Consider the following 25848-nt stretch of genomic DNA (forward strand, 5'->3'; position numbering starts at 1 on the left):
ATAGTAAAAAATGCCTTTTCCTAAATTTTTTAAAAACACCGTTTTAATGTATGAGAATTACCAAAAAAAGTATTTACCACAAATAGTAAATCTTAACTTTACCTACAATACAAGGGCATACTCATAACTCTTGATGAATTGAAGGCTACATTTTACCTGTATTTTAATTTTCCTAAGTCGCTATAGCCCATCAATTTTCAAATTCAATGTTAGCTTTCGAATGTAGCTGAGCCAATAGTATCCGAGGATTTTCTACTTTCCCTCGCTATGGACCATATTCTACAGATTTGTTGGCCCATATACCAACGATAGAATCTTAAAACGCTGAACCTTCGTTCCAATTGATTGTTCTTTCATGAGGGACGTCAATTTTACCGGGATTCAAATTTACTTGTTCGTGATTTTGGGAATTAGTGTAAATGACAACTACCAATAAAAAAATTACACTTGCTCCTAAAATATAACCATCCTCATTTTCAAACTATTTTAAACAAAAAAATAAATAGTTTTAAAAATTCAGCAATTTGGCACTTTTTATAAAAACGTAACGGTTACAAAGATCAATTTACCTTCTGCGAAGTTATAGGCTGAACCAATTTTTATTAAAAAATTACGGGAAATAATCGATAAGATAAAACAGAAATTAGCTAATACTACTGGAGAAATACAACATCATTATTCTACTACTTGATAATTTTTGGAACTAACCATAAAACCTTTATTTCATATATAGAATTTTAAATCCATATATGAAATAAAAGCTTTAAAATGATTATTTTTCGTGGCTACTATTTAATCACATAAGGTAGAATAATCGTAAATAAATTCTTCAAACTCCATCCATTTTGGACTATCTTTATATTTCTCGATCACAGCCGGACATTCAGCAAAAAGCTCTTCAATGTCTTTTTTGTATTCTTTTTTCTTAATACGCCTTGCTATATCTTCACCATTTTTCTTGATGTAATAAGACTTGTCAAGGCCACCGGCAACAGTCATGCCCGCAAAACCAATACTTGCTGATTCCTTTGCAAATGGATCATTGTATACTTTAATTTTTTTACTGAAAGTAGGATTCATTACCTGCATCATACAATATTGTGTTTTATTTTTTTTCACTTGTACGTTCGATGATTCCATGTAGAGATAGCCATCATCCAAATGTTCTCCGGAGAGTTCATTGTCCTGTATTTTTTGTAAATCTGATGACGCATCTAATTTTTGACTAATTTTGGAAAGGGCACTAGGAGGAACATACATGTGGTCAATGTCCTCAGGATTAATTTTTATTTTCTGTCCATCACTAGATTTTTCTACTTTCAAATCATCGATTAAACCTTTTTTAAAGAATAATTTTTTAATGACTACAGAAAGTTCACTACCATCTTTGAGGGTGATATAGGTAGTTTTTTTTCTACTGTAACCTTGAAAAGCTGGAGAAAAGGTTTGGGCAATAGAAGAAAACCCAATAAATACACAAAGAACCAGTAATAAATACTTAATTTTCATAGTAATAGGGAGTAAAAGGTAGAGAATGCTTTTCTTTGTAATTTTATTAAAATATATTTTTTAATAAAATAAAAATAATAAAATTAATTGAAACATCTATTAAATACGGAAAAATGTACCTCAAATAAATCTATCATTAAGGCTATAATATTTAATATCCTTTATAAAATAGCTTTTGCCACACAAAAATATTAATAAATATCTTTTGAGAAATATCGTATACTATGTGCTTGGCATTGATATGTATACAATTTATTTTTACAAATAATTCATTTATTTACATAGAACAGTGCATGAATAATTTTCTTTCATTCCATAAATAGTCTTTTATCAACAATGCATTGCAAATGCACATGAAAAAACATTTAGGCATTGTCAATCAAAAAATTAAAGAAATACTTTGAATGCCAAAAGTTAAGGTACAAATTTTCGCTTCCAAAAAAAACCACCCTGATGTGGAGTTCAGGGTGGTTTTTTAAATAATACGCATGGCTTCAGTTAGCAATTGGAAAAGTCACTTTAGTTATTCCAATAAATCATCATTTCTATTCCCAGGATTATCTTTATACCAGTCTACATTGGTTTTACCTCCCGATTCTGCCCAAGCACCAAAAAAGTTATAAGCATTTATAATATTTGTTTTTTCCTTGGGAACCTTAAAATCATGTATAATGCTAATTGCCCACGGTAAACCATTATCGGAAATAAAATCGCCATCTTTATCAATATTCTGTCCGGTAAATTCCAGACTTCCACTTCCTAAACTAGTAATGGACTTATTAGGCAAGTGAATTTCTTTTTCCCTTACCTTATTAACAATTATGAATGGATTAAAGGGAGCAACACCCAAATCATCTGTACTTACTGGTGCTACAAAATTAATGGAAATGGTGGTTTCCTTTAATATATTGTCAACATCATCTGCTAAAATAATTACAGCATTATCCTGACCAGACTCTGTACCGTTTGCATTTAAGCCAATGTAATTGTGGGTTAAAATAGGCCCTGTTACACTTTCAATTTGGGACGGATCCAAACCTTCAATTTCCAAACCAATTCCATTCGTATACCCTGCACCATTCGCTTTAATATTACAGATTAATTCTAACCGTACAGCCAAATTTTCAGCATTAAGTACAGCTATGGCTTGGTAGCTCAAAACAGCATCATTAAAGTCGTAATCCCCTGTTGCAGGCCACAAATCCTCGAAAGCAATTGTCCCCTTACCATATTTACTTGGGGTAAACAATTCAAAGGCTGCTTCAGCGTCATTTGGGTAAGCATCATCTTGATCTAAAATTCCGTCACCATCCGAATCAGTTTCATCTTTATTATCAGCATATACCCTAAAAGTGCTTAAATCATGAATTGAACGTTTATAGGTTGTATTGTTGTTGGCTTTTACGCCATATTGGTATTTCCATCCCCCAGTTTCAGTATCCATTATTATCAAATTAGCATAGCCGGAAATATCAGCTATCCATAATTCTTGATTTGAATCAAAAGTCATAGAAGTTGGCGTAAAAGGTAAGTTGTCTGCGCTTATTCTAGTACTTTGATAATTATTGTCTTCATCTAATTCTAAGCCATACAAACCTGATGCTGAGCATAGGAACAGCTTGCCATCATCTGCGAAAACTAAATCACCCCCATCTGTATTGTGAAGCCCGATAATATTCCAAGTATCTAATCTTTTCCCAGTGGATGGGTTGAAGGTATAAAGTCTTGATCCACTTGAATAATACAGTAATCCATTTTTTGAATTAAACTCTAATCGAGGCCCTCCAAACCCAATATTTGCCACTGTTTCCCATGAATCCGCTACAATTGAATACTTCATTAGGGGATAAGGACTGCTTCTACCTATAGAATACAGCAGTTTATTTTCTTGATCAATTGCACAGGTATAACTTCCCATTGGCATGGTTGACAAATCGGTGAGTACACCGGTAAGCGGGTCAATTTGAAACAATTGTCCATCCCCATTGACCGAATACAAATAATCGGTCACATTCTTAACAGCCATTGTTCTTAAAGCAGCCTGACTATTTGTAAAACTGTAATTCACTTCTTGATCAACAATAGCCACTATTGAGGAAGTATAATTCAAATGCTCGTTTCTACGAATATATATTTTATCGTAAAATTTAGGAATATTAACAGTCTGTATCAACTGCCCATTAACCGGCACGCCACTAAAAATTAATTTATCTAAAACTTCAGACTTATAGACTGTTTCTGTCACTGTTTCGCCCGATTCATCTTCAAAGGTCTCTGTACCGGCATCGTATAATTCATCCGTATAAGCATAAACGTCATATTTTGCGTAACCACCGTTGTCATTTATGGTTACGGTTACATCATGATAAGTACTAAAGTCAAATCCTACCGGTATAGTTAACGAATTAATATCATCGTCTAAATCATCAATATCATCATTTGTGGGAAAATTACAACCGTAAAATAATAGTACAGTTATACTGATTTTTAAAAAGAAATTTATGGCAGTTTTCATATTTTTGGTATTTGCTGTTTTGGTTCGATTAACCCTGATTCAAAAAAATTGAATACCTATTATTATACTATAATTAATTAAATCGTTTATGATGAATCTTGGTGTTACCTTAGAGCTCCCTCAATTTTTCGACTTTGCTAAACGAGTTCTAATATCTTTCAAAACTTTGAAAAAAAATCGTAAAACACTTATGTATAATAGCGATTTAGTGAAATGGGTAAAAAGTTTTAAAAACCAAAATATTAATTTGTTTAATACTTTAGATTAAAGTTAAAAGTTCATAGAAAATCCTATACGAAATAATTGTTAAAAGTAATGTTGTTTCATAATTTGAATGTGGGTCTAAAATTAAATAATTAAATGGAGAATACAAAAATGCTGTATTGGTGCTAAGGGATTTACCTGCTTTAAATATTTAATTACAACCAAAATGTTTAACGATTTTTAATTTTAATCAGGATTTAAACAGGATCCCTATTGCCTGCCCTGACCCATATCAGGCATGGCAGTAATCAAAGGAAAACTGGCGATTAAAAAAATGATTTATCGCACTACATATGGTGATGTCAAAATACTAACAAAATGGCTGATTTTGACCTTCGCAGCTAATCCCCACAATAGCAAAATCCTATTTCATTATTAAATAGGAACGATGAAAAATCAAATTTTTTGCAAAAGCATAATTAGATAGGATAAAATTGGATTTAATTAGCTAATTACTTTACTCATTTCCACCTTAAAATTTATCTCATTAATTTTTTGGCTATTAAAAGCTTAAAAATATCAATACTAGCTACTTATTCAATTCAACTATCTCCGCATTTGCTTAAAATTTACCAGGTCCCAATAACTAAATTCAGTATCCTCACCTTTCATTTGATCAGCACCTTTCTTATATTTTTTGTTTTGATATTCAAAGGCAGCAAGATTCAGTTGCTCTTTAATAAGTGATAGCTTCAAAGCTTTAATTTGCGGATAGGGCCACTCATTTTTTTGCTGGATATAATGGAACAAAAAGTCCAAACCCTTTTGTATGCCCCCTCCTTTTTGGTTAACAACATCCCAAAGATTGATACCAACCTTTTCACAAGCTTGTGCATAATACATAATCGCCAGCAAGTTCATGCTGCTGTAATTCCAGGAAATGGTCCTTGCAAGCTCCGCAGGTTGACTCCCATCCTTCTCAATCATTTCTTCTATGATCAAAGGCAGTCCTGCTTTGGCCAAACTATCCGCCCTATTTGTTTCTCCAATATACAAGGTCAAAGGAATTATCTGAGCAAAATACCAGGTGGTATGGTTGTTACCATGAACGGCTTCCTCTTTTCCATGTTTGCTGTTAATTAACCAGGAAACATAAGTAGTCAACCAATTCTCCATTCCTTTTTCTAATCCAGCATCCCAATGTGTAGAAGCAGAAAGAACTTTTAAAATATCTGGCAATAGTGCCATCTGCCTAGTGTCTATAATTCCAATTCCTCGGCCTTCTGTTCTTCCAGGTATTCGTTGGGCATAATTCAGGTTTGGATTCATTTTAGTGCCCTCATCCAGAAACCATGTATTGACCAGTTTCAATGCATATTTGGCATACTTTTCATTCGCGGTAAAATAATAGGCCTGACTTAATGTTTTCAAAGATTTCATTAAGGCACCAAATTCATTGTGATCCTTGTAATCATGAAATTCAGGGTTTACTTCACCATCCCGCCGGATATAAGGTAATCCATCCTCTTTTTCGGGGTCAGGCCACCAATAAGGCCCCATACTGGTGTAATCATGGATATCACCACTTGGTGGCAGTTGCTTCTTATGAACCACTGAAAAAGGCCCACTTTCCAAAGCCTTATCCACCTCAACTTTCAGTTTCTCTATTGCAGAACTATACTTCAATGTGCCTGCATTTTGTTTTGCTTTGGCTAAAACAGATTCCTCCCATAGAATAAATTCTTGCTGAGCCCAAAGCGAACTTGGAGAAAACACAATAAACAAGACAACAAAAAGGGTATGGCAAAATTTTGGGTTCAAGTTCATTTTAAGGATTTGGGTTTAACTATTTTTGGTTTTAAAACTAAGTAGAAAAGGGAAAATATAAAAGGATAGGTAAAAAGATGAAAGATGCCCCAATCCTTTTTTTTATCGCATTTATTTAAAATCAGAACTTGATAAAACAAGCTTTCGCTGAAAAAAACCATGACCATAACTCAGGCTAAGGGTATCATCCTTACCAAAAGGTAGCTTTTTGTTTTCGAAAAGAATGCCATCTCCAGTTAATACAATGGTACCGATTAAATTTGGCCCCAACCGTTGATCTTCCTGTAGTTCTACAATAATGCTATCACCAGCGTCATTGGAAATTTTGAGAGAAGCCTTTTCTACTTTCTCGTAATCAAAATTTAGTGGAGCAGTGAGAACAACCATGTATTTGCCATTACCCGTTTTCTCCAATGCTATATCCGTATAATAATTGGCCATATAGGCCATACTCAAATTAAAAGCGGTATTGAATTGTACCCAGCCTTCCGTCCATCCCAAGTCACCTGCCTCAGGAAAATTGGGATAGTGGAAAGATTTTGGAGAGCCATCAAAAACAAATCGAACGTCATCCAATAAACCAATTCCTCCCCTATGCCGACTGTACCAACCCAGATCTACTCCTTCTATTTCTTCAGGCCCTTTGTAGGAAAATTGCCTGCCTGTGGGATTCCTTCCAAAGGCATTTTCAAAATGAGACCAAGCTAGCATTTCCAAATCCTTGATTAAGGCCTTATCCTCCAAAATGCCATTTGCTGCAAAAACTGCCGCTGGAAATCCCAAAATATTTCCAGTTTCATTCCAGCCCGGAGGGGTCCATTCATCGGCACTGTATTTTCTAAAATCCCAAAGGTTGTCAGATCGCTCCAGCATCATTTTTGCCCATTCCTTGACCTTTTCAGGGATTCCTTTGGGAGCTCTGTCTGGAAACTGTTCCTGAAAGTAAGCAAAAGCCCGCATGGTCATGTGCTCAGACATCCTTTGTCCTTTGGTGGTCATGGGGTCGGCCCAATCGAGATTTTGCACCATCCAATTCATTTGTTGGTAAGCTGCCTCAAAATACTTTTCTGCATCTGGTTCATCTTCCAGTTTGGCCACTTCATACAGCATCAAATTTGGAATCACAGAAAAACCTGGAGGCATCTCCCCTTTGGTCGTTCCCAATTGGGTTTTCAAGGAAAGAAGATCGTGCTCCTTGCTTAAATTGTACTGGGAAAGAGAATGCTCAGAAACCGTTTCTTTCTCCCAATTGTCCTTTACATACTGGTAAACCAGATCAAAGTTTTGCTGAGGTAGCCATTGCTTTAAATAAGGCCAGGCATATAAAAAATGAGCCAACTCGGCCTTTTGCATTTCATGATCCAGTTGCTGGCTTATTTTTACATCAGCATCCCAATGCATTAATTGCACAATGTCTGGTGTATCTTCGGCATATGGCTCCAATTGTCCCCAAAGTCCTTTGTAGTTTTCAGGAAATGCTTCATTAGAAACATATCGACCTTTCTTTTCCATGCGTTCATAAGCTTCTGGATTGCTCAAGTACATGGCGACCAAACTTTGCATGGCCCAGTTGAAGAAATCTCCATCCCTCCAAGCGAAACTGATGCGCCGGATATCATCCACTGTGCCTACATAATGTCGTGCCCCTAACATAAAATCCACCATGTTTCGGTAAGTGACCCGCTCGATCCAATTGGGCGCAATCCTAAATGGGAAAGATTGGAGATCCTTAATTTGAACCAAAAACTCCTCTTCAGTTAGCGGATTAAAATCTGAAAAATCTCCTTTTTCGGCAGAAACTTTTCCTGAGAATTGGACCTGAGCAGTTTTGACATTTACAATAGAAAATGGAGTATTGTCAGAAATTCCCGGGGCCGTGAATCGTTTGCTTCGGTAAAGATTATAGCCACTTTGATTGACAAGAATAGGTTTGTTTTCCAAGCCACTTTCATCCGAATATTGTTGACCGAGCAAAAATATTTCACTTATCTCCATCACTTTTTCATCTTTAGCAGCCAGCCGAACTCGGTCAATTAATTGAGGTTTTTTCAGTTCAATTTCTATTTTTTCTGCCTTATTATTTTCCACTTTATGGAAAGTCTTCCATTCTCCATTTAGTAAATATTGCAGGTAAATAGTCTCATTGGGAACAGCGCTTTGAGCAAAATTTATTTCTACTTTTATAACTTCCGTGGCTCCCGGAAAACGCAAAACTAACCATGCATTTTCATCCTCAGCCGAACTGCTCCAATGAGTCTGCAGGTCTCCATCTATGGACAATTTTTCAGCATGATTTTCTTGCGAAGAACTACTGCTTGCAGTGGCCGAAAAGGACAAGTTTTTTTGGGCTAGAACTGATGAAATCCCAAAGAAAAAGAGCACTGCAAATACCCAATATTTTGGATACAACATACCAATTTTATTCATACAATTTACAAACATACTATTCCGAATAAGGCCACCGGAACATGTGCATTTTGCTGCTTAAATGTAAGCAACAACTTGTCCGCTTGTACCGGGGTTTTAAATTTAAATGTTACTACTGTTTGATGGTTATTCTGGATTTCAGCCAAGACTTTTCCACTTCCGTCAGTCAATTGAATATCACTTACACAAAAAGGAATTTCAGATTCCGGATGGCCCATCAGGGTTGATTCCAGCGCATGGTCAAAATCAGTATCAAAATACAGCTTTAATTCACGAATATTCTGAACTTTATCCCAAACCATCTCAATCTTAGGATTAGTATCATCCAGGCACGCTGCCCAAGCATTTGTCCTTATTGTGGGACGGAAAATTCCATTACCTAAAAACTTTGTTGAATAAAGGTCAATGGCTTGTGAGCATTCAAATGCCAAGTTATAACCTTCAGGTCTTCTTTCCGGCAGCCAAAAGTCAAATGCCTCTATACCAATACCTTTTGGAGGTTCTTGCCTACTGGTGGTAGCCACGGCTTTGTTGAATTTTTGAAAGACAGTTAATAGCCCTGTAGCTCGGATTTGAGAATTTCTTATTGAGACCTTTTCGTTGGCAGAAAAGGCTACAAAATAATATTCTGTTTCCTTTATATTAAACTCTAAATCAATTGTTAATGATTGCTCACCTAAAGTTAATTCGAATTCTTTTTCAGCAAGAGTTATCTCTGGGCTAAAATTTCCCTTCTTCTCACTTTTCAACAAAGACACTACAATTGTAGTGTTTTCTGAGGCCTTAAACTGAAATTTCATTGCCGGTAAATTCCCGGAAGAGAGCGGCAACATCTGAGCCGCTGCAAAGGTCAATGATTTCCAAGGCCCATCAAAGGGAAGTCCATTCAATTGCATGGTAGAGGAAGCAGAAATTTTGGCGGTCTGGGTCAGGTCTTTTTCCAACTTTAAAACATGATTGGGAATGTATTGTCCTTGTAAAACCAAGCGATCTTTTAAGGCTTCCATCCTACCCTCTTTTAGGATTTCTGAAGGAGAAATTCCTTGCTCTTTGCAAAGCACAGCGGCCATGGCTACAGCCTGTGCATTGTGGGCACAAGTGGCCATCACTCTAGTGGATCCAAAGGCCACATGACTGGCACTTATTATCCTTCCAGTAAGCAAAAGATTTTTGATGTTTTTGCTGTACATGGTCCGGTATGGAATCTGATAAACCCCTTTGGTATGCCATTGTGTACAGCCCGGTTTTTCCCCGTAAACACCATCTGCGGGATGTAGGTCAAGCGCCCATCCTCCAAAAGAAATGGCATCCTCAAATTCCCGTTGTTCAACCAAATCTTTTTGGGACAAAATATAATCTCCTTCAAATCTTCTACTCTCCCTTTTACCCGGAATTGTGCCTACCCATTCCAGGGTGTGGTTTTCCACTTCTGGGAATTCTCCGGAGTTTTTCAGCTGGTTCCAGATGCCATAGATCACCCGCCACAATTCCCATTTTATCGTTTCAGATTCATGAATGGTATCTTTTCTTCCGCCATATTCTACCCACCAAAGTCGACAACCATGGTCCTTCAAATTGAAGGATTTGAACCGAGGTAATTCGTCGATTTTCGTATTGGCATATTTTGGAGCAACAAAGCGAACCGGCTTTCCTGTGTCTTTGCTGTAGAAGTACAAACTGTGTCCCAACAATTCGCCATATTGATGATCCGGCGCAAAGGCCTCGTCAAATTCATCAGCGGATTCTGCACCCATACGGAAAGCAGCTCCAGCCATAAAACTCATGATACCATCTCCGGATCCGTCTACAAACAAAGGGGCTTTAAGCTTGTACTGCATTGAGTTTTGACTGCAAAAAGCCCATACATGATCAATCTCATCCGGACTTTTCTTTTCCAAATCATACATGGAAGTATTTAAAAGTAGTCTTATATTGGGAAGCTCTGTTACTTTCTCAATCAGGATAGTATCCAAAATCAATGGGTTGCCTTCAGGGTTTCTGTAGAGGTTTTCCAGCAAAAGCTCATCTATTACCCCTCCTTCTCTCGCCCAGCGGTTATTATTGCCCATATGGGAGGTTGCTCCCAAGATCCATAACCGAACCTCAGAAGAGCCGTTTCCGCCTAATACGGGTCGGTCTTGTACCAATACCACATTGATACCTTGTCTGGCTGCTGTAATGGCACAGCATGTCCCCGCAAGACCTCCACCAACTATCACTAAATCTGAAGCTATGGTTTCAGTTTTTAGGGATCGTTTTTTTTCAGTAAAATTTTCTAAGATCATTAAATAAAATTGGTTCTGATATAATTATAAAGTTTGCGCCTTTTCCTTTTTTTGCGCGTATTGAATGGCATAAATTCCGAGGGATAAAATTAAAGTTCCCATGATAAAGAGGTAAATGCTTCCTCCTCCACCCCAAACCCCTAAACCAAAGAATAGCAAGCCTATGCCGGTAAATGCCCAGCCCATTACTTTATATCCAAAAGTATTCTGACCTTGACTATCATTTAAACTTTCAGTCAAATCATCCTTATTGTGCTTGTTTTTGGCCAAGTAGGTTGAATATTGCTTACTTTCTAAATTTCTTTTCCTGGCATATAGCTCATAGGCTGCCAGTAAAACGATGGGTAAAAACACGCCTACAATCATTTCACTACTTCTGCCTAAAGAAAATGAAAACAGAGAGGGAGAGATAAATTTAAAAAACAGGTTTATTACCAAGGAAATCCCGGTGACCATCAAAATAGAGGTCCCTGTCTGACGCTTAGAAAACAAACCCCAAATGGCAGGGGCATACAAAGCACCTCCTGTAACAGCGCCAATACTTAAAACTACCTCAACTATTCCACCGGCCAAAGGAACCATAAAAGCAACACCAATCGTCCCCAATCCAAAAAGCAAAGTGGCAAGCCTGGCTACTTTCATCAGGGTCTTGTGACTGGCCTTTGGGTTTAGCGGATGGTATACATCATTGGTTAAAACAGCAGCTGCCAGGTTTAGGGATGTATTTACGGAACTGGCCGTAGCAAAGATCATTCCTCCCAGCATTAGTCCAAGCATACCCACAGGGAGCACTGTCATGCACATTCTTAAGTAGGCTCCTTCTGTTTCCAAACCGGTGAGGCTAGGATCAAGAACACGGTAAATCATGGGAGGTAACATCCAGATCAAAGGGCTTATCAAGTACAAAATGCCAAAGAGGTAGCCTACCTTACTCGCTGAAGTTGTATCTTTTACTGAGGTATAGCGTTGTACATAGGCCCAGTTCCCTCCTATAAAAATAGTATTATAACCCACAAATGCCAGAATAAACCACAAGGTGTATTCACCATTAAAAATATTGAAAAAGGTATCGGGTGCTTCTGCAATGAATTGATTAATTCCACCTACTTTTTCTAAGGACAGAGGCAATACTATCAAAACAGCAGCTGTAAGGATGACAAATTGTAAGACATCTGTTACAATCACTGCCCACAAGCCACCTACGGCAGTATAGATCATGATCATGCCTCCTAAGAGCAAAATGGCATAGTAGATATCAAAGCCTGTTACTACATTTAAGATTTTGGCCACAGGGTAGAGAAATGCCCCTGTATACCCAAGAGATAGCACGAGGAAAATAAAAGTATAGTATTGTTGGACTTTTTTACCAAACCTATTGGTCAGGTAAGCAGCCACTGTAATCGACCGTGTTTCCTTCCATTTTGGAGCAAGGTATTTACCGATCAGGAAACCACTGACACACATGGCCATTTGAATGGTGATGGCCACCCAGCCCCACTCATAAGCAATAGACCCCCAAACCACAAAGGTTCCTGCGGAAAAAAAACTCATAAAGAGGGATAGACCGCTGATAGACCAGGGAACTGCTCCCCCGGCTGCAAAAAAGGATTTCATGTCTCCACCTTGCCTTCCAAAGGACAATCCTGCTCCAAGAATGATAAGGGTGAAAATAAATATGGTTAGGTAATCTAGTTGATGCATAACAATTAAAAAAAGGCCAGAAATAAACTAAAGAAGTTTAAAGATAAGCGCATTATTTTAAAACCATCAGCCTGTTGAAAGGCTTTATAAAGTGTCATTTTATCCTAATTGGCCCTGATTGATTGATTTGGGAAGCGTTAGTAGCATCTCCGGGCATTTCCCTTCTTTCCCATTCTAATAACCTTCCTTCCAATGTTGCTTTATGTGGTGTGGGATCATCCGGAATATTATCCCCTGTCTGATTGGTCCAACTTATAAGTAAAATCCTCATTTGGTTTAATAACTCCCTATTTTCAGGGGCATAAACCACATTATTCAAATTATGAGGATCTTTTTTAATGTGGTACAGTTCTTCTGCGGGTTGAGGCAATAAGGTAATCAATGATTGTGCAGGTGTCAATTGACCCTCTTCAAGCTTGCTCCACAATTCTTTTGCCGCAGGAAAGGCGGAGGGATCCGATTCTCCTGAAAGATTCCTCTTGTTGGGCCAGTTGTTTCTAATGTAAATCCATTCTCCCATACGCACCATCCGCTCATGCATACTGTATCGATGCCAATTACGTTCAGCAAAAGCCACTTCCCTAACAACAGCTCCGTGATTTTGAAAAACTTCAGAAAAACTTATGCCCTGAATGGTTTCAGGGACACTTAAGCCTGCAAGCTCCAAGATCGTGGCAGATACATCTATGGCACTTACAAGGGCATTGGTTCTTCCCTGCTTGACTTGTGGCCCGGCAATGAGTAAAGGGGTTTGTATACCATTTTTATACAAGTAAGTTTTACTTCTGGGAAATGGCCTTCCATTGTCTGTAAGAAATATGATGTAAGTATTGTCTATAATACCTTGAGTCTCCAATTCATCCAATACCAAGCCCACATAATGATCTAGCCGACTGATCTCATGGTAATACCCAGTAAGGTCTTTCCTGGTGAGTGGCCCGTCATACAAATAGGGTTGTACTTCCACTTGATTGGGAAGATAGATTCGAGCCTTCCCATTGATCTGCCAGTCTCTATGGGCATCATGGGAAGCCAACCAGAAAAAGAAAGGTTGGTCTTTAGGCCTGTTCTTCAAATGGGTCAGCCAGTTTTCGCTACCAGCAGGCTTACTGTCTGAATGTTCCATAAATCCCAATTGTGCGGGAGGAGCCATGTGATTTTTACCGGATAATACGGTATGGTACCCATTCTTTTTTAATTCTTTGACAAAGGTATTTTGACTTGGAGGCAGCTCGACATGGATCTCAGGTGCGCCGGTATTGTGGGGGTACCTTCCGGTAATCATGGAGATTCTGCTGGGTGAGCAAGAACTTGTAGTCAAATAGGCATTGTCAAATACCAACCCCATCATCGCCAGTCTTTCTAAGTTAGGGGTATCTATGGATTGATTTCCATAGATGCTGAGGTCTTCCGCTGAAATATCATCTGTAATAATAAAGACGAAATTAGGAGAAGAATCTTGAGCCCAAACTCCAAATGGTCTCAGCAAGAAAGGCAACAATAAAAGGATTGGTATTTTTGAGTAATTCATCTTTGAAGTTGCCTTTATTTATTGGGCAATGTCGGGTAGTTGTAAATGTTCAAGGGAGATTCGATAATACCCATGAACTCATCCAAATGACGGGTATAAACCTCTCTAGGGCTGGCATTGTTCCTATTGGCCACATAGGCTGCATAGCCTACTGCCTCTCCCATCATGCCACAAGTACGCATCACCCGAGTGCTACCAAAGGCTACATGTGTAGTACTGATATTCCTTCCCGCCATGTATAAATTGTCAATATTTCTGGAATATAATGCCCGGTAAGGAATAGTATAAGGCTTCACCCTAATGTGCTTGGTCGCAGCAAAAAACTCCTCCCCTTCGAAGTATTTTGAATTCTTGGCATCAGGGAAATGAAGGTCAATGGTCCAGGTGGCTGTAACACTGCCATCAGGATACATTACCCCATCCTGTATGTCCATTTGCGTCAAAATATGGTCGCCCATTAGTCTTCTCGATTCCCTTTTACCTCCTATGTAAGATACCCATGCCAATTCATGGTTTTTGTACTTATCGGCTTTCTCCTTTTTCAGATAAGACCAGTTGCCATATATTGCACGCAGATTATGGTCCCTGATTTGTTCCGCTTCATAGATAGTATTAAAGTTGCCAAAGCCAGTTTCCCACTGCCAATCCGCCTTGTGTTCATCTATGTGGTACTCGTCTGAAAACTGTAATGCCCAAGGGGTTTCTGGGAAATTAGATTCATATTCCTTTTCTAAAGAAGCCCATAAATTTGAGGTACCCAAAGTAAAATCATCGGCTGTTTCGGCTGCCAAGGATTCTCCGGTTTCTTCCTTACTTTCTCGTCCCATTCGGTATTCGGCTCCTGCAAGATAACCCAATGTGCCGTCACCCGTGCAATCAGAAAAATAAGTACTTTCAAAACGATACTCCTGGTTGGTCGCAATGTCACGGCCTATTACCGCTTTGATGCTATTCCCATCCATTTCCACTTCATACACATGGGTATTGAGATGCAGGGAGATATTTGGTTCTGCTCTTACTATTTCTAGCTTTCTGTCATCTCCATACCTTTTGTCATCAGGATTTCCGTTCCCCGGATCCCCGTTGTCCAATTCCCTAACAATTCTACCTAGCTTTGGGTAATGGTTTACATCCACCCTACCCATAAGGTGCACCCTGATTTCAGAGCTATTGTTCCCTCCCAATACGGGTCTGTTTTGGATCAAAGCAACCTTCAAGCCCATTCTTGCTGCAGAAATGGCGGCCGTGGTACCGGCTATACCTCCCCCTACAACTACCAAATCAAATTTTCCAATTTCTTCAGGTCCATCTGTTAAGCCTAAAAGTTCCTTGCGAAGGGTCAGAAGTTTTTCATTGTCATTGGTTGGCTTGTCCGTTTTAGATGTGGAAAAATAAATCGCGTCAAACCTACCATTGAACCCTGAAAGGTCTTTGGCAACCAATTCATTTTCTCCTTGTTTCATGGCCACTTCTCCCGCATAATACCAGTCCCAATCCACAATGCCACTTTGTCCGAAAACCTGATCAAGTTCTTTGCTGTTTATGGCCAATTTAAAAGCGCCTGGTCCTGTAGGATAGGGTGCCCAATCTTTTGTTCTTACCCACATATGGTAAGTTCCCGCTTTTTGAAAATTCACTTTAGTACTCGCATCTTCTACCACTCTCCCCATACCGTGGGCCATCAGGTAGGAACTGTACAATACATCAAAGGATTGCTGGTCTATCACCCAGCCTCCAGTGTTTTCAAATGACTCTGCTTCCACCAAAACCCTGTCTTGGGCTTGTGACGGGTTTATTTGGGTAAAGCCCAGCAACAGGCCAAAAATCCATAGTATTCGTTTCATTTCAGGTTTATTTATTTTGAGTGTTCAATTGTTTTTTGACTTTTTTATCTAATTTTTCCTGCCCTTTGAGGAGTGCTTCCATTTCAGGTGCCCATTTGCCTTCGGCAAGGTAATTTAGGGCCAATATTTGTTCAGCTCTGTTTAGGTTTGACTGATTTTGGAGTACAGTTAGGATTTTCCTTTGCTGTGCAGGATTTGCTTCATTCAATCCAATTAACAATTTGTTTTGAATTTCAGGGTGCAATGACAAATCATTTAATTTGTCAAATAGGTCCATTTGCAAGCGGTATTGACTATTTTCCAGCGTCTCCCATAGTTGAAGTTGTCTTTCCCTGGAAGAATAAACCTCAATGGGGAGAACCGCTATTAAATGCCTTGCTAAGAAAATATTATCACTTCGCAATATTTGTAACATTGCCTTGGCTATTTTATCATCTTTCTCTAAGCCCTTCGCCAGCACCTTTTCTATGGCCCAATACTGGTAAGGGTAATGACCACCTTCCAGAAAGTTAAACAATTGTTCATCGGAATAATTTTCAGCGGTATAAGCCTTTGCAATAGTTGCCATATCACCATGTGCCAGGTGCCACAAGGTATAACATGAGTAGACCGCACCATAAATCACTTCATTCTTTATTGTTTTAAGAGTCGCACCCGTCACTGCATCCACCCCATTGGCAGCTGCTGTCTGGGTGCCTCCTACCAGTTCTTCGATTTTATAATCTTTAAGTAAAGACCTCTCATTGCTAAGAATTTCCTGTAACTTTTCATGATCTGCAGCATCAAAAGGAACATGGTCTAATTTGGTTAGCAGCTCTCCATCCGGAACACCATACCTTTGATAATTGCCCAGCAAATCCCAATAAAAATTTACATAAACAGGGTAACATTCGTTGGTATGACAAACTGGAGTAAAAATTTCTGCCATATAGCCCTTTGGTTGTCCACTGTCATCTTCCAATAGAAACATGTCATAGCGCAAAGAATCCGTCTCTAGACTTTCGATCAAAACTCTATTACCCGACTTAACATTGCCTTGGAATCCAGCAAGGATCAAAGTAAGAACTACTAAAAATAAACCACTGGTAAAGTGTTTTGAACATTGTTCAATCATGTGCTTTGTGTTTCTAAGCTTACTTGTAGGTGAACTGAGCAGTTGCTTTGCAGTTTTGGTTGGCTACCAATCGAACCCATCTTGCCTCTATGCCATCAGGAAATTGTTCCACATGCTTTTTACCTGCAGGTACCGTTACTTCTTTCCAATCCATCCATGGGCCATGTCCTATCGGCTCCATTTGAAGGGTAAACGTAACCTCTTCGTCCGAATCGTGACTAAGTTCAAGAGAACGATCGTCATAGAATGCAAAAAGGTATGGATCTGAAGGTGTTCCAGCTTTGATTACTGAGTTAGCCCATGGACCACCTTTCCCAACAGGTTTGCCCAATTGCCAAAGATCGTCTATCGCTCCCGTCCACACAGCTACTTTGCCATCGTCAGAAACTACGATGTGCTCATTGGAAGTTGCCGCTGCTGGATCAACACCTGTTAACAATAACATTCCCCTATATGAGGCGTAATCGTTGACTTTCAATTGGTGCGATGCCACCGGTCTTATTTTAGCATATCCATCCGCATTTTCAGCAGGCAACTCATAAAAAGTGCCATGGCAATTGAACAGGTCTCTTTCTGTAGCCACTTCCCGGTCTATTCTAAGGTTGCCAGCTAACGACGGTTTACTATACCTCTCATCTCCCTTTGGCAAACGCCATCTTCTACCCTTGTCATCAATGATTAAAACGGAAGCTTCATCTACTTCAAAAACGTTGGTAGGAATTTCGAAATTATCATTGATAAATTGTTGGGTTGTCGGATCTTCTTTTTTTACCAATTGGAATTTGTCATCCATTTCATAATACCCAATGTCTGTTGGCTGCCCATCTTTGTAGGACTTGGCCACCAAGCCTAACTTCCTTCGGTCGTCACCCAACCCATACAAGAATCCTCCGGTGAAATCATTTTGCGCTATGGTATTGACCCCTTCAAAAATTCCGGTTTGATAGGCATTTCTATCATCCGAATTAGCAAAAGCAATATGGGCCGTAGCCCTTGTGTTTTTGCTAGCAATCAATCGGATCCACTCCCCATTGGTGTTTTGATCAAAGTATTTCCTTGTGCTTTCTCCTGCCTGCAAGGCTACTTCATCAAGTTTTTCCCAATTTCCATCACCTTTGACATCAATCTCTATGGTGAAATTCACATTGGTTTTGCCTTCATTTTTTATCCAAAGGTTCCTGTTTTCCCAGCCTGCAAACAACATGGGCTCAGAAGGAGCATTGGCTGCTATTTCTTCATTCAACCACACGGCCCCATTTGCGGTATTGGGACCTAAGGCGTCAGGCAAATCCATGTTCCCAAACCATAAATTGGAATTGGATTGTCCGGGGCCTTGAATATTACCTTTGGCACTTCTTTTATTCAAAAATTCCTTATTGGCAGAATCATCCGTTCCAAATACCAGTCCATCATTCCATCGGGTAAAGTCTCCTATAACCTTCAAATAAGCAGATCTAGGGCGAATTCCGGCAGTATTGCCTTCGTTGAACTCGCTAGGAAATTTCCAAAACATGCCATGCATGGTCATCAAATAATCAGGCGCTCCTTCTGTCCCTACATTCCTGATTCTTGGCCATTCTGTATTCCATCCATGTGCCCCGTCATAACTGTGACTTGCTTTCGGCAGGCGATAAAATGACCAGCCTTTTTCGGCATCCCTTGAGGCTAGAATTACAGATTTATGGTCCCATCCTGTAGCCCATATGGGATCAGTTTCCGGATTAGCATTGCCATAGATCCCTCCTGGACCAGTTACTTCTACAAACTGATTTCTACGAACAAGCTTCCAATCCTTCCCATCCCATTCAGAAAGGGAGCCTGCTTCTATGTCAAATTGCTTTTGTGCCAAACCTCCTGACTCGCCATTGTTTGAATAAACTGTAACGCCTTGACCGGAATAATACCCCTTGCCATGGGCACCCTTTAAAAGACTGCCGGCCGGATTGGCATCCGTGTCATTCTTTTTTTTGTTGGTTACATTCCCATCTTCATAAAACTGTTTGACTGAAAGGTCATGCACATCCACTTCATAAAAGCCTTCTTCCATACTGGCATAGTAAATTTTATTGGCTGGATCGGTCAGGTGTCTGGCATTCCCTGTATGCCTTCCGGGCATATCTGTATAGGGGATCGTCCTAACCTCACCATCTTTACTGATGGCATAAGGGCCAATGAACAATTGTTCACTTTCCTTATGGATCATTCGGTTAGCAGGCGTACCACCAATACTTTCAGGCCTGATTTGCAAATTAAGGTCTTGATCTATCTCATAAAGTTTATCAGATGAGCCAAAGGGCAAATGGGGACCATAGGTGATCACCCACAATTTATCCGCCCAGGGCACCACAGCACCTGTTCCACATTCTCCTTCATTGTTATAGTAAGCCAAATGTGGGTAAATCCCACTAATTGATCTATGGGATGAGGTCTGCTCAACCTCCTCAGGCTGACATGCTGAAGCAGCCAATAGTATTAGCGATAACAAATACAGAAATCTATTGTTTTTCATTTCTATTCCTTTGATTCTGAGAGATAATTATTGGTTTAATATATTGGTTTTATGTGCATTGATAAGCTCTTGAGCGGCATTAACTTTTTCGTCTATTTCCGCAGAATCCATTAAATTATTTACTTCCAATGGGTCTTTATTTTGGTCATAAAACTCTCGAAAAATAACTTTTTCCAAGCTTCTATTTTCATAAGTTTCAATATAACGAAAATCTTTGTTGATTACTGTTAAATTAGGTAAAGCCCCTCCATAAGTACCGAGACCTTCATATACAAAAGCATCTCTCCAATCTAGAGACTCCCCTTTTAAAAGTGGCAAAAGGCTATTTCCATGGAAATTATCTGGCAACCCTACTCCTGCCAACTCTAATATGGTTGGCGCTATGTCTATATTAACAACCATCTGATCCAAATCAACAGGTACTAAGTCAGGCCCAATTACAAAAAGAGGAACCTTAGTAGAAGGTTGATATGGCAATACTTTACTTGTAAAACCATGTTCTCCAAGCATCCAGCCATTGTCACTCATAAAAAACACATAGGTATTTTGTTTCAAACCCAAGTCCTCAATCGTTTGAAAGAGTAAGCCAAGGTATTCATCCATTTCGGTGATTACTGAATAATAATCCAGGGTATGTTTTTGGATGGCCAAACTATCCGGATAGCCATAGACTTTTGCTTGGCTTAAATTCCTTACCGATTTTAGGTATTCTGGCTTACCTGATAAGTCGTCCATCCGGTTTGCTGCCACCGGCATTTTAGAAGTTTCATACTTCTTTTTAGTTTCTTGTCGCGCATCCCATATCAATTCGCCATTCATATGTGGCAATTGGGTATTGTGGAAGAGGAAAAAGGGAGCCTCATTTTTTGCCGCTTCTTTAATAAAGTCCATCGACCTTTCGGCACAATAGAGGTCACAGTGTTTTTCCACTTTCGCTACTGTACCCTCATCATTAATTGTTCTTCCATAATAGGTGCCATTGCTTCTAAAAAACACAGAAAAGTCAAAGCCTACAGCTTTCGGTTCCTTTCCGATGTGCCATTTTCCAGACATACCAGTATGGTATCCTGCTTTTTTTAAATATTGGGCTATAGTTATTTCCCCGTCATTGAGGTCACTACCCAATTCCAATACGCCATTGGCACTGCCATATCGACCTGTTAGGAGTGCAGCCCTGCTAGGGCTACATAGGGAAAAAACCACATTGGCCTGATTGAATCGCACACTTTTTTCAGCAATGCGGTCCAACATGGGGGTGATTATATGCTGATTTCCATTTATGCCTATTCCATCAAAGCGCAAGTCATCCGCATAAATAAAGATAATATTTGGTTTCTTTTCCTTTGTGTTTGACTGGGCTAAAACACCCAAAGATTGACCAATCAATGCCATGCATGCTATAAACCATGAAAATTTAAAACGCTTCATTATTTTATATTTTAACAGTTGACACCTGATCAAAAGCATTTTTTAAACATAAAGGATCCGGTCAGAAAAGTATAATTCTCCTGACCGGAATTTATTTGATAAACCAATTGGTAATTTAATAGCCCGGGTTCTGTTCCAAATTGCTATTGATCAAAATCTCTTTTGAAGGGATTGGCCAGAGGTATTGTTTAGGTGCCTCAAATTGTCTTATAGCTAGTCTTTTTACAAGACCTGCTTCGTACATAGGCAAAAGATCGGCTATCCCATCTTCATCTATCTCGGGTGTTACAGAAAAAAACCATAGGTTTTGGTCGACTACTTTTTCTTTTAACTCCGCTACATCCAACATGCCATAAACATCTCTGTTAAGCACTTTTTCTGCAATTTCCCAACGGATTATATCACTGTACCTGATGCCTTCAAAACCAAACTCCATTCTTCTTTCGGTCCTCAATATGGTTCTTAGTGCTGCTTGATCGGTGGTGGTTATAGCAGGATATTCCATCACTTGCCCTAAGTCCACTCCGTAAGCCCTTGCCCTAACCCTATTCATGGCCTCATGCACACTGGCATCGATTTCTCCCAATTCTATTTTTGCCTCGGCATACATTAGCAATACATCGGCATAACGCATCAATATTTCATCATTTTCCGCAGCATAATTTTGCAACCATTGGTCATCAACGCCTTTTTTGCGCATCAATCCATTGAAAGAAGCAAATGCAGCTACCGAACGTGTATCATTATTGGTTTGGTAATTCCCTGTATTAAAATTCATAACCTGAGTGGAATCAGGGTGGGGTTGGTAGGTAAAATTAAGGTGTCTAGATTGAAATGGAACGATAGTTGCCCCGCACCTCGGATCTCGGTTTTCAAATGGATTTCTTGGATCATACAAGGGGGATTCATCTATAGGCAACCCATCTGTACATAAATAGGCATGTAACAAATCCCATGATGGCGCAAAAGCCGCACCCCAGCCACCAACATTTCTGGGAAGGTAGTTCCTTACTGACCAGGTCACATTCAGAGACCTGGACCTTGGCATGGCAAAAATCACTTCACTCGGATTTCTTGTGCTTGTTAGAAACAGTTCTTCATAATTGGGATACAATTCATGAACTCCCAAGTCCATGCAGGCTTTAGCTGCATCTCTGGCTATGGCAAAATCACCCATTTGCATAGCAAACCTCGCTTTCATGGCATAAGCCGCGCCTTTGGTTGCCAGTTTGTTTTCAGATGAACCATAGGCTTCAGGAAGTAAACTTGCTGCAATATCGAAATCTTGATAAACCGCTTCTTTTATGGTGTTCTTATCGGTTCGTCCCATTGTAAATGCTTCCTCCAAACTTAAAATGTCAGTAGAATAGATAACATCACCAAAATAAAAGACCAATTCTCCATACTTGGCTGCCCGTACGAAATGTGCATTCCCTTTATAGGTATCAATAGTGGCTTGGGGAACGGACCCCTGAATTTTATCCATATTGAGTAACAGTGTATTTGATCTCGCGATTACTTTATAGGTATTGGCCCATAGCGTATTTAACGTTCCCCATTCTCCATTGATTGTAGCATTGGTAACAGGCGTCAGCGCCTCTCTATTGGTAAAGTCATCTGTCCAAGCATCTTCATAACCCTGCCAAAAAACAGATCTAAAGATATCATTAACTGACATTTCAACTTCTGTGGCATTAGAATACCAGGCTTCACTGGAACCTTCTGACAGTGGATTTAAATCCAGATCAGCGCAGCCAACCATTCCTACCAAAAGTGCGGTATTTAATATTGTTTTTAATTTCATGGTAAAGTTGGTTTAAAATTGAACAGAAACACCCATAAGGAAAGAGGAAGTAATCGGATAACCCGTTACAGAAACCTCAGGATCCCAGCCTTGTGGATAATTATCAATGGTCAGTAGGTCTGTGGCATTGCCATAAACCCTGATATTTTGCATGCCCAGTCTCTCGGCCATGCTTGTAGGAAGGGTATATCCCAGCGAGATATTTTTCAACCTGAAATAAGACCCGTTAATCATCCAATAATCTGACATGGCATAGTTATTTGATTGGCTGTTTCTAGATAATCTTGGGTAACTTACACTCTCATTTTCTGCAGGACTATTGTAAGTGCTCCAGTAGTTTCCGTCAATTATTTGTGGGATCGACCCCCAGTTTTCAACAATTGGCTCTACCATTAGCCCTGACAACCGGCTATTTTGTTTACCTATTCCTTGAATTACCAGTCCAAAATCAAAGTTTCTGAAATCCAACTGGATGTTCCCTCCATACATAAACCTTGGCATACTACCTCCCAAAAGAGTTCGATCATATTCAGGGGAAATTTTACCATCAGGCTCTCCATTAGGCCCACTGATGTCGAGGTATTTAACGTCACCGGGTTTCACATTGGCATTCATCACTGGAGAATTGTCTACTTCCTCTTGCGTTTGGAATAAACCTTGAGATACATAACCGTACCATTCGTCAAACTCGGAACCTTCTTTCCTTACCTGACTTCCTAGAAACTGAATTCCTCCCAGATCGCCCATTACAGACCTGAAATCAGAAATATTGAAACTAACGCTGTAGCCCAGTTCATTGATATCATCCGCCCAGCCAAGGTCCAATTCCCAGCCTTTGGTATTCATTTTACCTGTATTTTGGTCAGGGTTGTCAAAACCTATATAATCTGGAATTTCCAAAGGCAACAACATGTCTCTGGTTGTTTTATTAAAATATTCACCAGAAACTCTCAATCGATAATTGAGGAAATTGGCATCCACACCAATATTATAAGAAGAGGTTTTTTCCCAAGTAATATTTGGGATCGCATATTGCCATTGTGCAGAGGATTGGGAAGACACTACATTGGACCCCTGATGGAACAATACGTTACTGAATCCAATGGTAGACTGGTAAGGATAGTTTCCAATTCTTTCGTTGCCAAGAGTACCATAAGAACCTCTAATTTTAAGGAAGGAAATGGCTTCATTGGACTTCAAAAAGTCTTCTTCAGACAATACCCAGCCAGCTGAAAAGGAAGGGAAAGATCCCCAACGGTAATCACTACCAAAACGAGAAGAGGCATCGTACCTTAAATTTCCCTGAAGAAAATACTTGCTGTCATAATTATAAGAAAAACGTCCAAACCAAGAGTTATAGGCATTTTCATAGGCACTTCCTCCATTCCCTCTAAACTCAAGTGGTCCTAAGTTCAAGTAAGGGTAATTGTCCAATAAAAACTGATCTCTGGAGGCAGAAAGGTTTTCATTAAATGATTGAAAACTTTCATTTCCGGCCAATAAGTTTAAGGTATGCTTTCCGAAAACTTTATCGTAATTGAGTAGCAATTGAGTTGTCAGTTGGTGACTGTCATTTCTGCTTTCTTCTAAATAAGTGGAATTGGCCCATTGCAGGTTACCGAGTGTCACAGTAGGATCATCCCATGCTGTATAGCTCACTTTTTTCTGGAAGTTTTTCCCCTTGTCAAAACCAAAATTTGGAGAGGCTATGGCCGAAATTTTAAGTCCCTTGGTAATCTCATAATTCAATCCCAAACGGCCACCAACTTGGTTTTCCCAATTTTGACGTGTTCCACCATATTTTAATTGACCATAAATATTGGCTCCTGTTTTGCCTTCAGCTACTCTACCATCTTGCCATTCAGCAGCATATACGGGAGCTGATATGTTCATCATATAAATGGGATCCATACTTGGTTGATTCAGGATTTCTCTTCTAAGGAAAATATCTGCAGTAAAACCTAGTTTATCTGTAATGTTCCCATCTGTATTGACCCTGGCTGTAAACCTTTCGAAGGTTCTTCCTTCATACAAAGCGTCGAATTTATCATATACAAAAGAAGCTTTAGTCCTTATAGCATCAGTACCTCCAGAAATATCTAAGGAGTGGCGCTGTCTAGGTGCACTTTTTTTCAAGATTAATCCCACCCAATCAGTATTAGGGTACAAATCAGGATTGGAGGCATTTAAATCCATGTAGTTGTCTACCATTTCTTGGGGGTACAAGGGATATTCGTTGCCATCATTTCCATTGTCATTCCATCGCAATTCATTTACCATATCCATATACCGGGTTACGTTCACGTATTCCGGTATTCTGGTAGGTACTTCTGTGCCATACTCAAAATTGTAATTTAGGCTTAACTCTCCCTTTTTAGCCCTTTTGGTAGTTACCAAAATAACTCCTGCAGCAGCTCTCGACCCATAAATGGATGCTGAGGCTGCATCTTTCAAAACTGATATACTTTCGATGTCATTGGGATTGATATGATCTATGCTATTTACAGGCACCCCATCCATAATTATTAGGGGATTGCTGTCCCCTATAGTAGTAATGCCTCGGATCCTAATATTGGCAGATGATCCTGGAGCAGAGTTGTTACGAGTGACCATTACACCTGAAACCTGTCCTTGCAAGGCCTGAGAAACATTTGCAGTCCTTCTATTGGCCAAATCTCTACCTCCGATGGTTGCAACTGCCCCTGTAAGGTCAGATTTTTTCTGGGTACCATAGCCCACTACCACTACCTCTCCGAGGTCAGACATTTCTGATAGTAGTTTAACATCAATTTTATCCTGGTTTCCAACTGTTATTTCCTGGTTTTTAAACCCCAGAAAAGAAAAGACTAAAACGGATTGGGCACTAGGTACACTAAGTTGGTAATTGCCATCAATATCAGTTACTGTTCCCTGATTGGTACCCTTGGCTAGGATACTTACCCCTGGAATGGGTAAATCGGTGTCGTCCGTTACGGTACCTTGTACCTGCACAGATTGTCCATAAGAATCACCTAATTCCAGCATCAAGGCCAGGCATAGGAATAAAAGTAGTTTTTTTGTCATTTTGGGTTATTTTTAGGTTAGCATGCCAAAGTAGATAAACCACTATGGATCGAAATTAAATTCCAAGCTACGTATAATTCGCAATCA

At 39.5% G+C, this 25848-nt stretch carries 13 protein-coding genes; all 13 read right to left on the reverse strand.

Features of this window, described 5'->3' with window-relative positions:
- Nucleotides 1–792 precede the first annotated feature (792 nt).
- The 13 genes from AAC073_RS14370 to AAC073_RS14430 all read right to left on the reverse strand — a co-directional run bounded on the left by AAC073_RS14370 (nucleotide 793) and on the right by AAC073_RS14430 (nucleotide 25761).
- Nucleotides 793–1509, reverse strand: coding sequence for a hypothetical protein (locus AAC073_RS14370; RefSeq protein WP_339924475.1), 717 nt, complete (start codon nucleotides 1507–1509; stop codon nucleotides 793–795).
- A 523-nt stretch (nucleotides 1510–2032) separates the two neighbouring features.
- Nucleotides 2033–4024: an LruC domain-containing protein gene (locus AAC073_RS14375; protein ID WP_339924476.1), complete on the reverse strand. Its 1992-nt coding sequence runs from the start codon at nucleotides 4022–4024 to the stop codon at nucleotides 2033–2035.
- 810 nt (nucleotides 4025–4834) lie between these two features.
- Entirely contained in the window at nucleotides 4835–6055 is a 1221-nt protein-coding gene (locus tag AAC073_RS14380; RefSeq protein WP_339924477.1) for an alginate lyase family protein, read from the reverse strand.
- 111 nt (nucleotides 6056–6166) lie between these two features.
- The gene (locus AAC073_RS14385; RefSeq protein WP_339924478.1) at nucleotides 6167–8482 is read right to left on the reverse strand and encodes a discoidin domain-containing protein; all 2316 of its coding nucleotides are present in this window, start codon (nucleotides 8480–8482) and stop codon (nucleotides 6167–6169) included.
- Between the two features lie 5 nt (nucleotides 8483–8487).
- Entirely contained in the window at nucleotides 8488–10767 is a 2280-nt protein-coding gene (locus tag AAC073_RS14390) for an FAD-dependent oxidoreductase (RefSeq protein WP_339924479.1), read from the reverse strand.
- A gap of 24 nt (nucleotides 10768–10791) precedes the next feature.
- Entirely contained in the window at nucleotides 10792–12468 is a 1677-nt protein-coding gene (locus AAC073_RS14395; RefSeq protein WP_339924480.1) for a sodium:solute symporter family protein, read from the reverse strand.
- Between the two features lie 94 nt (nucleotides 12469–12562).
- Entirely contained in the window at nucleotides 12563–13999 is a 1437-nt protein-coding gene (locus AAC073_RS14400; protein WP_339924481.1) for a sulfatase, read from the reverse strand.
- Between the two features lie 14 nt (nucleotides 14000–14013).
- Nucleotides 14014–15843 (reverse strand): FAD-dependent oxidoreductase, encoded by a 1830-nt coding sequence (locus AAC073_RS14405; protein WP_339924482.1) that lies wholly within the window; start codon nucleotides 15841–15843, stop codon nucleotides 14014–14016.
- Nucleotides 15844–15850: 7 nt separating this feature from the next.
- Nucleotides 15851–16957: a hypothetical protein gene (locus AAC073_RS14410; protein WP_339924483.1), complete on the reverse strand. Its 1107-nt coding sequence runs from the start codon at nucleotides 16955–16957 to the stop codon at nucleotides 15851–15853.
- Between the two features lie 19 nt (nucleotides 16958–16976).
- The gene (locus AAC073_RS14415; RefSeq protein ID WP_339924484.1) at nucleotides 16977–19466 is read right to left on the reverse strand and encodes a hypothetical protein; all 2490 of its coding nucleotides are present in this window, start codon (nucleotides 19464–19466) and stop codon (nucleotides 16977–16979) included.
- Nucleotides 19467–19493: 27 nt separating this feature from the next.
- Nucleotides 19494–20894 (reverse strand): sulfatase-like hydrolase/transferase, encoded by a 1401-nt coding sequence (locus tag AAC073_RS14420; protein WP_339924485.1) that lies wholly within the window; start codon nucleotides 20892–20894, stop codon nucleotides 19494–19496.
- Between the two features lie 115 nt (nucleotides 20895–21009).
- Nucleotides 21010–22698 (reverse strand): RagB/SusD family nutrient uptake outer membrane protein, encoded by a 1689-nt coding sequence (locus AAC073_RS14425; RefSeq protein ID WP_339924486.1) that lies wholly within the window; start codon nucleotides 22696–22698, stop codon nucleotides 21010–21012.
- A 12-nt stretch (nucleotides 22699–22710) separates the two neighbouring features.
- Nucleotides 22711–25761: a TonB-dependent receptor gene (locus tag AAC073_RS14430; protein ID WP_339924487.1), complete on the reverse strand. Its 3051-nt coding sequence runs from the start codon at nucleotides 25759–25761 to the stop codon at nucleotides 22711–22713.
- Nucleotides 25762–25848: the final 87 nt, after the last annotated feature.

This window comes from uncultured Cyclobacterium sp. (genome assembly GCF_963977555.1).
Lineage (GTDB): Bacteria > Bacteroidota > Bacteroidia > Cytophagales > Cyclobacteriaceae > Cyclobacterium.

Bases quoted from the DNA above. Each gene is read 5' to 3' on its own strand.
- AAC073_RS14415 (WP_339924484.1), bottom strand. From the start codon at position 19,466: ATGAAAAACAATAGATTTCTGTATTTGTTATCGCTAATACTATTGGCT.
- AAC073_RS14380 (WP_339924477.1), bottom strand. From the start codon at position 6,055: ATGAACTTGAACCCAAAATTTTGCCATACCCTTTTTGTTGTCTTGTTT.
- AAC073_RS14420 (WP_339924485.1), bottom strand. From the start codon at position 20,894: ATGAAGCGTTTTAAATTTTCATGGTTTATAGCATGCATGGCATTGATT.
- AAC073_RS14385 (WP_339924478.1), bottom strand. From the start codon at position 8,482: ATGAATAAAATTGGTATGTTGTATCCAAAATATTGGGTATTTGCAGTG.
- AAC073_RS14425 (WP_339924486.1), bottom strand. From the start codon at position 22,698: ATGAAATTAAAAACAATATTAAATACCGCACTTTTGGTAGGAATGGTT.
- AAC073_RS14430 (WP_339924487.1), bottom strand. From the start codon at position 25,761: ATGACAAAAAAACTACTTTTATTCCTATGCCTGGCCTTGATGCTGGAA.
- AAC073_RS14390 (WP_339924479.1), bottom strand. From the start codon at position 10,767: ATGATCTTAGAAAATTTTACTGAAAAAAAACGATCCCTAAAAACTGAA.
- AAC073_RS14400 (WP_339924481.1), bottom strand. From the start codon at position 13,999: ATGAATTACTCAAAAATACCAATCCTTTTATTGTTGCCTTTCTTGCTG.
- AAC073_RS14405 (WP_339924482.1), bottom strand. From the start codon at position 15,843: ATGAAACGAATACTATGGATTTTTGGCCTGTTGCTGGGCTTTACCCAA.
- AAC073_RS14375 (WP_339924476.1), bottom strand. From the start codon at position 4,024: ATGAAAACTGCCATAAATTTCTTTTTAAAAATCAGTATAACTGTACTA.
- AAC073_RS14410 (WP_339924483.1), bottom strand. From the start codon at position 16,957: ATGATTGAACAATGTTCAAAACACTTTACCAGTGGTTTATTTTTAGTA.
- AAC073_RS14370 (WP_339924475.1), bottom strand. From the start codon at position 1,509: ATGAAAATTAAGTATTTATTACTGGTTCTTTGTGTATTTATTGGGTTT.
- AAC073_RS14395 (WP_339924480.1), bottom strand. From the start codon at position 12,468: ATGCATCAACTAGATTACCTAACCATATTTATTTTCACCCTTATCATT.